This window comes from uncultured Nitrospira sp., assembly GCA_902500695.1.
Classification (GTDB): Bacteria; Nitrospirota; Nitrospiria; order Nitrospirales; family UBA8639; genus Nitrospira_E.
Genome location: CABVRQ010000001.1, coordinates 104,285 through 114,857 on the forward strand (window position 1 = coordinate 104,285; position 10,573 = coordinate 114,857).

The following is a 10,573-nucleotide window of genomic DNA, read 5'->3' on the forward strand; positions in this document are numbered from 1 at the left end:
GACGAAAAACTTCTATTTCAAGATATCCCCTCAGTCTACAGCGCCTCGAAATATGGGCAAAAAATAACGGAAGCCCCATCGTCCATCAGTATGGTTACCGCAGAGGAAATAAAAAAGTACGGGTATCGAACCATGGCTGACCTTCTGGCCAGCCTTCGTGGGATATTCACGACCAATGACCGTACCTATCAATTTCTTGGAATCCGGGGCTTTGTCCACCCGTCCGACTTCAATACGCGCGCACTGGTCTTAACCGACGGCCATAGAACCAATGAGGCGATGGACGATAGCTCAGCCATCGGAAATGAAGATCATATATTTAGAGGAGTTTATGTCCATCGCAAGAAGGGGATTCCGACTGCCCCCTATGAAACCGTCGTTAATGACAACGGGACTGACATCCTTGATGCACTCGGCCATCTGGATCTTCGATATGAACATGATTTTGAAGATCAAACGAAAGTGGTAGGACGCCTCTTTTATGACAATTACTACTATAGCGGGGATTACGTCTATGACGTTGCCGATCCGGGAGATCCTCCGGATTTTTTCGTCAATCAGGATAAAGCCTTGGCACAATGGTGGGGATCGGAATTTTGGGTCACAAAGCGGCTATTCGGGAATCATCGGCTCACAGCGGGAGGAGAATTCCGCCAGAATCTCCAACAAGATCAAAAAGACTACGATCGTACCCTGAATCTGAACGACAATCGGGATTCGGTCAATTGGGAGATCTATCTACAGGATGAGGTAGAGATCCTGGAAAACGTCAGATTGAGTCTCGGCGTGCGCTATGACCATTTCCCGACCTTTGGTAGCACCACCAATCCGCGGCTGGGACTGATCTACAATCCCTTTTCCGGGACAAATTTGAAGTTCTTATACAAAACCGCCTTTCGAGCCTCCAACGTCTATGAGAAGTATTATCACGACGGATTCAATACCAAAAAACCTAACCCGAATTTAGATCCGGAAACAATCGAAACATTTGAATTCATTGTCGAACAAGCCCTGGGAGGTTCCCTTCGCGGGACCGCCTCGCTCTTCTATAACAGGATTGATAACTTGATCACCTTCGTGACAGATCCGAATGATGGTCTTCTGTTTAATAAAAACTTACAGGATGCGGAAACCCTAGGAGTGGAAGTCGGCTTAGAAGGCAAAATCATGGGAAAGGTGGATAGCCGCATCAGTTATTCATTTCAAAATACGGAAGATCGAGACACCGGAGTGAAGTTGAGCAACTCTCCCGCACATTTGGCCAAACCTAATCTCATTGCGCCTCTCTATCAGGAAACCCTCTTTGGTTCTCTTGGCACACAATATATGCGTACCAGAAAAACATTGGCTGGAACACATACAGACGATTACCTCATAACCAATCTGTCCCTGTTTAGCCGGTTTAAAAATATTCCCGTGTTCGGCAGCGATTGGATCAGAGGACTGGAGGTTTCCGGAACTGTGCATAACCTTTTTGATCAGAATTATGGCGACCCCGGCTCTGAAGAACATCTCCAGAATCAGATTCCCCAAGATGGGCGTACGTACCGAGTCAAACTTCCCATGGAGTTGTGAGCAGCAGAGCGGGACCTATGATGAAACATTCCTGGCGGATACCCTATCACCTGATCGGTCTCACTGCTGTGTTTCTATTTTGGTCAGTTGTTTCCGCCGAAGCAGGGTCTCGCATCATGATCTTCATGACTCAGCAAAACGGTCCCTACCAGGACGTGCGGAAAGGCTTTCAGCAGTATTTAGACAAACAGGGCCTTTCCGTGGAATACGATATCCAAAATTTTGAAGGTCCAATCCAGGAAACAGGCGGTGTCCTACAAGCGATAAAGGCGACAAATCCTTCGCTGGTCTTGACCCTCGGATCCCCTGCGACAGAAGCCGTCCTTCGTGAAATGAAAGACATTCCGATTATTGCCGGAATGGTTATGAAAGAAGCCGAACTCACAAATGGAAAAAATGCTACCGGGATTGTATTGGAATTTCCTCTGCAAACACATATTTCTTGGATCCAACAGCTTTTGCCCGGCAAAAAAACCATCGGGGCCTTGTTTAACTCACAGGAAAACACCGGCACCATTGAACAGGCCCGTCGAATCATTGAAGACTCAGGCCTGACCTTATATGCCAAAAAAGTCGAGACACCACGTGACCTGCCCGATGCCCTGGAAAGTCTATCCCACCGCGCCGACGTCCTATGGGGACTCACGGATTCTGTCGTGTTATCTCCGGAAACAGCTAAAGGTATTTTATTGTTTTCTTTTCGAAATCGCATTCCATTTGTGGGCCTTTCCACCTCCTGGGTCAAAGCGGGAGCGGTGTACGCGTTGGATCGCGATTACGTTGATATTGGCGTTCAATGTGGAGAATTAGCAGAACAGGTCCTCAAGGGGGTCAACATTCAAACACTGAAACCTCAACCGCCTCGAAAAGTGTTGTATGCCCTCAACCTCAAATCCATCACCCACATGGAATTAGATCTCTCAGCTGGATTGATTAAGGGCGCTCATGCCGTATTTGAATAATCGACAAGGAGATAGGATGCAAAATCTTCGGATTAACCTCGTCACCAAATTCAATACCCTGATTCTCTCCTTGATTATCATTATGGCCTTGGGGATTGGACTCATTGTGGCTCAGGTCCAGCAATCCCATCAAATGCAAGCCTTGCATCATCATGGAATGGCTGTGGCCGCCATGATCGCACAAGCGGGAGAGTATGCGATGTATACCGAAAATCAGGAGGCTCTGCGCCAGGTTCTGGCACAGCTGGACACCAATCCAGACATCGCCTATGTGGTTTTGCGCAATGCCCAATCCAACATTCTCCTATCCAAATCGATACACGAATCCGTTCATATACCCAAGATCGATCTTCAGAAAACACCCGCATCCCCAGAGTTCATCCGCTCCTATAATGCCGTCAATCAAGGTGACGGCCAAACCTATTGGGAATTTCTGGCCCCGGTCGTCACACAACCCCGAACTGATGAATTATTTTCTGCAATCGGAGCGGTCGCGACTCAGCCGAAAGTGATTGGCTTTGTGCAATTTGGATTCAGTCTCAAAAGGTTAGAGGAGCAACGAGCCACATTTCTCCAATCACTCGCCTGGTACACCTTATCGTTCGTACTCCTGGCCGGTCTCATTACGATTCTCTTGGTACGAAAAATTACCGCACCTGTCAAGAAACTTGCCAAAGTCGCGACGGATATCACCCAAGGCAATCTCGACCAGCACATTGAAATCACGATCGATACGAAGGATGAAATTCATGATTTGGCGGTGTCTTTCACGCAAATGTTTGATTGGTTGCGCCAGTACCGACGCGAAGTAGAATCGTATCAACATTCTTTGGAAGAAAAAGTCGCCCAACGAACCCAGGAGCTCAGTCAGGCTAAAGACGAAGCGCTTCATTTGGCCGAGGACGCCAAAGCGGCCAGTCAGGCAAAGAGTGAGTTTCTTGCCACGATGAGCCACGAAATCCGTACCCCGATGAATGGGATTATTGGGATGACTGATTTACTACTTGACACCGAGTTGGCGAAGGACCAGCGCTACTATGCCACCACCGTCCGGAATTCGGGAGAATCTCTTCTGACAATCCTGAACGATATTTTAGATTTTTCGAAAATTGAAGCAGGGAAACTGGAATTTGAATCGATCCCTTTCGATCTCCGTCACGCCATGGAAGAGACCTTAGAAATGGTCGGCGAACGAGCCGGGAAAAAAGGACTTGAATTAGTAGGATGGGTCCTCCCTGATGTTCATACCACTGTCGTGGGGGATCCCGGACGATTTCGTCAGGTTTTACTCAACCTTCTGAGCAATGCCATCAAATTCACTGAACATGGAGAGATCGGGGTGCAGATCCTGCGCATGGGAGAGGAGGAACACGACATAGACATTCGCGTTCAAGTCTCAGATACCGGCGTAGGAATCTCCACGGAAGCTCAAAAGAAAATTTTTGAATCCTTCAGTCAAGCCGATAGCTCTACCACCAGGAAATACGGGGGAACAGGACTAGGACTGGCTATTTGTAAACGCATTTTGGAGTTATCTGGCGGCGCCATCGGGGTTGATAGTCAATTAGGACAAGGAAGTGTCTTTTGGTTTACGCTTCGTTTGCCAAAATATTGGCAAGACATTCCGTCTCCCTCTGACACCGATCAATCAATTTTGGAAGGGCTTCGAGTATGTTGCGTGGATGACAATGATACCAACCGGCACCTTTTAGCCCAGTATGCAGAGGATTGGGGCATGAGACCGACCTCTGCTTCTTCCGGAATTGAAGCCTTGGCCGTGCTTCGAGCCAGTGTGGCCCGAGAGAAACCGTTTGACCTGGCAATCCTCGATATGCATATGCCTAATATGGACGGCTTAGAATTAGTCAGAGCTATCAAGGCCGACCCCAGGATTCAGAATGTTCGGTGCCTCCTCTTAACTTCGCTCGGCAGGCGCGGTGACGCCAAAGAGGCGCAACTTGCGGGATTTCAGGCCTATTTGACCAAGCCGGTCAGGAAGACGCAACTCAAACAAAGCTTAGTGGCGGTCATGGCTTCGGACCAACTTACGGAAGTGGCAAATCAAGAAACCTTGGTTACCCTGCATTCTCTCAAAGAACAATCCCCCAACCAGGAACCGAGTACCATCCTAGTGGCAGATGACCATACGGTAAATCAGGAATTGGCCTCACTCTTATTGAACAAACTTGGCCATGAGGTAGTCGTGGTATCAAATGGTCAGACTGCACTTGAGACTATTCAGAAGAGGTCTTTTGCCATTATCTTGATGGATTGTCAGATGCCGGAAATGGACGGGTATGCGGCCACCAAAGCGATTCGCGCCTGGGAAGGAGAACATCGCCATACCCCGATAATTGCGGTAACGGCTAACGCCATGTCCGGGGATCGGGAGAAATGTCTTGCCGCTGGCATGGATGATTACTTAACCAAACCCATTAAACCGGAAAAACTCCGTGACATGTTACATCGCTGGCTACCACAAGAGGAAAGAAAGGCTATCTCAATCCAACCTGTTAAGGACGGTGCACTCCTTCGGAAGCCCGCCACGGGTTCCGATCTTCTCCAAAACGTTTCTGGCGCAACTCAACCCTTGGATGCTGAAAGGTTAGCTGAATGGCGTACGCTGGGAGGGAACGAATTTGTTTGCAAAATCCTAAAAAATTTTATTCGCGAAGCCTTGGAATGCGTGTCGCAAGTTCAAGAGGCTGTGACCACGGAAAATTGGGAAGACTTAACTCTCGCTGCCCATGGACTCAAGGGAATCTGTCGCAACGTCGGAGTAAAAAAATTGGCCGAATTGGCTTTAGCATTGGAACAACAGGATCGGCATGACTCGTTTGACGCCGTCCGCCTTAAATTATCTGCCCTTCAGCAGGAGTTAGCTCAAGTTCAATTTGCCCTGGAGCATGAAGTGGTCCAACACGCTAAAGGAATTGGCACATAGAATGCCGCCTTCAAAGGCAAAGAGACAGAACAACAGATGCGGGAAAACGGCTTATCAAGATGAGAACGTCCAAGTGCCAACTGTGGCAGGACAATTTCGATTGGGAAAGACTTCCAAAGAAGAATACCGGTATGTATGTCGAACGATTAGTGAGAAATGGCAGATCTCACTAGTATTGAGGTGGTTGCGGGCCCGGCCGTATCCCAACTAAATCGGGATCTTCCCCATCAAGTACTCTAGGAGGCTCTTCATTTTCCGACTTGCGTTGCTCACGTCTGGCTTCCTTATCCTGTTGCTTCATCCTTTTGACCATTTCACGGTTTCGTTTGGCCTGGGTTACTTTTGTGGGTCGTCCCATTTATCCTCCTCATTTCATATGGGTTATCACGCCTCCGGCTTCCACAGTTGAGCTGTAGGTCTCTTTTAGTCCCTGCATATTTGGCAGACCATCACACTCACTTAATCGAGGCACAGATCCTGACAAGTTCCCATGTGCCCGTTCTGTCCACCTAGGCACGGCATACCTGTCTTACGTGGACTCCCTCCTGCGTACCTTAGACGCCGGCTTGGCAGAAGCTGAAGCACGGGAATTTTTTTGAGGCACCACATCAAGGCGAGTCGCGCTATCATGATCAAAACCAGGGCTCGACATCATCAGAACTTGTCGGCGAACCTCATCGATCGGCATGGGAATTTTTTCTTTAGATGGATCAGCGAGGCCAAGGAGGTCCCATCGGATCTTGGGCTCCGGTTTAAAGGTTTTTCTATTTCGGACCTTACCACCCCACTTCATTGTCAGCTTCATAAGAAGCCTCCTTCTGTCAAAAAAACCATCCCAATCATGACAAAGAACACGCACCGTCCTGTCGAACCGGGCAGGAAGCGAAGGGGTTAATGAAGGTTTCACACCCTCAAGAATCAATTGTGAAAATCAATCCGCCTAGGAATGAAAGCGCGGAAAAGGCAGGATAACCACCATCGCTTGCACCGTGAATCAGGGTAGCACTCTGCTTGGAGGGAGTCAAATACAGGAAAAAATCGTGTCGCCCAAATGACGTACTATCCCACCGAACTCGTCACGCCTTCCGGAGTCCTTGCTTCTCAATTCCCAAAATCATTCACGGCAACTTATAAGGGATGGTAAAACTCTTCTCAACGCATGGACGTCGAAGGTTCATTTACAGGGCAACCTCTTCACCTTTGGGATTCCATTTCCCTGCGAGATCAATTGCCTCATTGATCTGAGCAGTGGTCATCTCCTGTGAAAGTAGGTCCAAGGCTTGGATCGATGGATCCAGGCCCTGCTGGGCAGCCAGATACGCCCACTTATAGGCTTGCACCAGGTCTTTTTGGATTCCTTCTCCCTTGTAATACATGAGACCTACATGATTTTGGGCACCACCGTTTCCTTGCTCCGCCGCCCGCAGAAACCATCGAAAGGCTTCTTGATAGTCCTGCGGTATCCCCAAACCCTGGCGATACATCGCGCCAAGATTATTCTGAGCTCTGGCATTCCCGAGATCGGCAGCCCGACGATACCACAGTCGAGCCTGCTCAAAGTCCTGGATTACTCCTTGGCCATACCGGTACATATAGCCCAACATGTTCTGCGCCTCGGCATTTCCCTCTTCCGCTAACGGTCGCCATTCAGACAGAGCGGCGGGAAAATTCTCCAGCAGGTAGGCCTCCTCCCCTTCCTCAAAACCGGCCCATGCCTCTCCCACCCAAAAGAGTAAAAAAATCATGGCCATTTTCTGGATGGTGACCAGAAGTCTCATGGTGTCACTTCTTTCTTTTTCTCACGGCAAAGGGAACTCAGTAAAACGGCATGCACCAACCCTGCCAGGCGCTCATATTTTCATTGTACTCTATCCCTGTTGCTTGGCTTCAAGTTCCGCCCACCGGGTATACAGGCGTTCCACCTCTTTTTCAGCGGACTTGAGATTTTCATAGGCTTCTTGGAGCTTGAGATGATTGGAAACAATTTTGGGATTTTCTGTCTCCGTGCGGCACAGCTCGAGGACCGCCTCCGCATCAAGAACCCGCTTTTCTATTGTGTCATACTCTTGCTGATCACGGAATGCGAGTTTTTTGGCTTTGGGCCGTTCCGCCGCGAGGCGGGCACCCTTGGGTTGGGTCCCTGACTGGTCTTTGCCTGATCGCTGACGACGAAGCCATGATTCCCATTGTCCATAATCCGCAAATTGCCCGTACCCTCCCTGCCCGTCCAATCCGACAAATTCCGTGCAGACTTCCTCCATCATATATCGATCATGGGTGACCAGAATTAAGGCTCCAGGAAATTCCTTTAAGCTCTCTTCCAACACTTCTCGCGTCGGAATATCCAAATCGTTTGTCGGCTCATCCACAATCAACACGTCTGCGGATTGGAGCATTAATCGGGCAATGACCGCCCTCGCCTGCTCACCGCCGGAGAGCAACTCAATAGGGAGATCCAGTTGCTCAGGCTGAAATTGAAATCGTTTCGCCCATCCGGCCAGATGCACGGTCTGCCCCCGGTACATGACGGTGTGACCAGAATCCGACAACGTCCGTCGCAAGGTCATCTTCGGATCCAATTGATCACGATTTTGATCAAAATACACCACCTGCAATTTATCCGCATACGTGACGCTTCCCTGATCAGGCTCCAATTCTTTGGCGAGTAATTTCAAAAGGGTAGACTTCCCGGAGCCATTATGACCTAAGACCCCGGTGGCCGTTCCCGGTGAGATCACCCAGTCCAATTTTTGAATAATCGTCCGCGCAGCAAATGCCTTCCGAAGCTGATGAACGACCATCAATTGTTTCGTGCGCCGACCCGAGCCCACAAAATCGATGGAGGTTTCCTCCTGTCGCAAGCGCACCTGGGTTTCAGCCAATTCAGCCTGTAATGCATGGGCAGAATCTATGCGAGCCTTCGCTTTAGTGGATCGAGCCTTGGGACCTCGACGAAGCCACTCTTCCTCCCTACGGACTTTTCCGGCCAAGGCCTGAGCTTGTTGAGTCTGGCTGTTCAGGAATTCTTCCCGCTTAACCAAAAACTCCTCATAGCCTCCTGAAACCAGAAAGATGCCATCAGGATACCGGGAATTTATTTCTGCCACCTTATTGGTGGCATGGCCAAGAAACCAACGATCATGGCTCACCATAACCCACGGCCATGGAGCTTGAGACATCACCTGCTCAAGCCATCGCATCCCTTCCAGATCGAGATGGTTCGTCGGCTCATCCACCAGCATGACATCCGGCGCCTGAACAAACCCACAGGCAATGGCAAGGCGTTTTTTCCACCCGCCTGAAAGCGGACCCACGAGCTGATCTCCCTGCCCAAACCCCATGCGTCCCAATGTCTCCTGCACCCGAGCCACGCAATCATGCGCGTGCAGGCCAGAGGCCAAGGCTGCTCGTTCAATTTCCTCTGCGACCGTTGACTCCGAATCGAAATCAGCCTGTTGGGGAATATAGGCAATGCGAAGATGCTGCCGTCGAGTGACTCTTCCCTCATCCGGCTGTTCAAGCCCCGCAAAAATCCGAAGGAGGGTACTTTTCCCCGATCCATTCGGGCCGATAATCCCGATACGATCCTTTTCTGACACGCCTAGGGTCAGTTCCTGAAAGAGACGTTTGGTCCCATAGGCTTTGGTGAGCTTCTGTCCATAAATCAGCGCTGACATACGTATTACACTCCTTTAAATTCCGACCTTCATAAACCCGGAAATTAATAATGATCTTTCCCCATCTCGCGACCAACTCCATTCCTGCCAGGCAGGACTCACACAAGAACGGGCCCCGCTCACCCTATTTACCTCCAGAGGCAGAAACCGACCTGATGGTGGAAGCCCCCATTGACAATCGCATCGTACTGCAAGGAATGAAGAAGAAGAGTCACTGATCAGAGTTGAACCGTCGTGAAAAATGGACTTGCGAGACAAACCTGAACAGGTTAGAGAGCAGGAAGCTATCCGGTAACGAAAACCGTATCCTCTTTCAACAATCTTCCACTACTCTACTGGAACTCTCCCTAGGTTGACTACCCCGTCACCATCCTAAGAGGGAAACACAGACGCAGACAGTGGAGCATGTTTGTCCCGGGATGGAGAATTATCCCCCACATTCCCCTCAACAGCTGGAAGGGGTCCAGTAAAAACGGGTGGATGACACGTAAGAGAATCCCGGAAGACTCATCACCAACAAAGACAATCGATAATCGGGAAGGAAGAAAGAGGCAGGGTAACTAGAGTTCAGAAAATGTAGAAAATTGGTCATCCGTTGTATACATGGGAATCATCTTCCCCATATTCATTTCGCTTAATAGTGTCTTCACCTGATCCTGAGGATTCACGATAATTATCCGCCCCTTGAGTTTCAGGAAGGTCCTGGCGAGGACCACCAAAGCGCCTAACCCCACACTATCCAAAAAGGTCACCCCTTGAAAATCCAGGATAAGCCCTTTTGAATTCGAGTCTGTATATTTTCCTGCGGTCTCCTTAAAGGCATTTTTAGAAAAAATATCCAACTTTCCTGAAAGACTCACGACAGGCAAGCCGTTCATTGTTCGTTCTTTAATAATCATAGCTCAGCATTGATCCTTCTTTCTCCATAGCCCGATACACAGGGGTTACTCCATGTTTCAGTGCTTTTGGTGGATCTATCGGACCATTTATAGGGAATCTTGAGGATTTATGGTCTATTGCGGGACCTTTTACCAGCGTTGCTGAATTCCTTGAGCCCCCTTTTCCATATTCCCATTTTAAATGAAGGCCTGGCATACAACACATGGAAACCCACAAAGGCAGGCAAGCCTCTTGAACAAAGACAAACAAAGGGAGCTCATTTATTCTCCTTTTGAATGCCCATTCAGGATCGACCCAATGTCACGGAAAGCAGCTCCTGAGAATCTCCACGCCGAACCCTGAGCTCGACAACTTGACCGGGTTCCGTTCGCTCAATCAAATAATTTTTTAATTGTGCCGGGGTGGTGATCAGCACATCATTAATGGCCACCAGCACATCGCCTTTTTGAAATCCTGCATCACGTGAGGGACCGGTCGCTTTGGCCACGACCAGCGCCCAACGACTTCCCGTCCTC

9 protein-coding genes are annotated in these 10,573 nt (G+C 49.3%); 3 read left to right on the forward strand and 6 right to left on the reverse strand.

From position 1 onward, the window contains the following. The 3 genes from AAH187_RS00335 to AAH187_RS00345 all read left to right on the forward strand — a co-directional run. On the forward strand, positions 1-1,575 hold a 1,575-nt coding region (locus AAH187_RS00335), incomplete at its 5' end, for a TonB-dependent receptor (protein ID WP_342346438.1). A 17-nt stretch (positions 1,576-1,592) separates the two neighbouring features. Continuing rightward, positions 1,593-2,537 carry an ABC transporter substrate-binding protein gene (locus AAH187_RS00340; protein ID WP_342346439.1) on the forward strand — a complete coding sequence of 315 codons (945 nt, stop codon included), beginning with the start codon at positions 1,593-1,595 and terminating at the stop codon, positions 2,535-2,537. Between the two features lie 16 nt (positions 2,538-2,553). Beyond that, on the forward strand, positions 2,554-5,481 hold the full coding sequence (locus tag AAH187_RS00345; protein ID WP_342346440.1) for a response regulator: 2,928 nt from the start codon (positions 2,554-2,556) through the stop codon (positions 5,479-5,481). Positions 5,482-5,650: 169 nt separating this feature from the next. Here the strand turns inward: AAH187_RS00345 and AAH187_RS00350 are convergent, their stop codons facing one another. The 6 genes from AAH187_RS00350 to AAH187_RS00375 form a co-directional block, all read right to left on the reverse strand. Then, a complete protein-coding gene (locus tag AAH187_RS00350; RefSeq protein WP_342346441.1) occupies positions 5,651-5,839 on the reverse strand; it encodes a hypothetical protein in 189 nt (62 codons plus the stop codon). Positions 5,840-6,010: 171 nt separating this feature from the next. After that, positions 6,011-6,286: a hypothetical protein gene (locus AAH187_RS00355; protein WP_342346442.1), complete on the reverse strand. Its 276-nt coding sequence runs from the start codon at positions 6,284-6,286 to the stop codon at positions 6,011-6,013. Positions 6,287-6,659: 373 nt separating this feature from the next. After that, a complete protein-coding gene (locus AAH187_RS00360; protein WP_342346443.1) occupies positions 6,660-7,259 on the reverse strand; it encodes a tetratricopeptide repeat protein in 600 nt (199 codons plus the stop codon). Between the two features lie 90 nt (positions 7,260-7,349). Beyond that, complete coding sequence (locus tag AAH187_RS00365; protein ID WP_342346444.1) at positions 7,350-9,158, reverse strand: ABC-F family ATP-binding cassette domain-containing protein; 1,809 nt, start codon at positions 9,156-9,158, stop codon at positions 7,350-7,352. Positions 9,159-9,718: 560 nt separating this feature from the next. After that, entirely contained in the window at positions 9,719-10,057 is a 339-nt protein-coding gene (locus tag AAH187_RS00370) for an STAS domain-containing protein (RefSeq protein ID WP_342346445.1), read from the reverse strand. Positions 10,058-10,341: 284 nt separating this feature from the next. Next, the coding region (locus AAH187_RS00375; protein WP_342346446.1) for a PDZ domain-containing protein at positions 10,342-10,573 on the reverse strand (232 nt) is incomplete at its 5' end.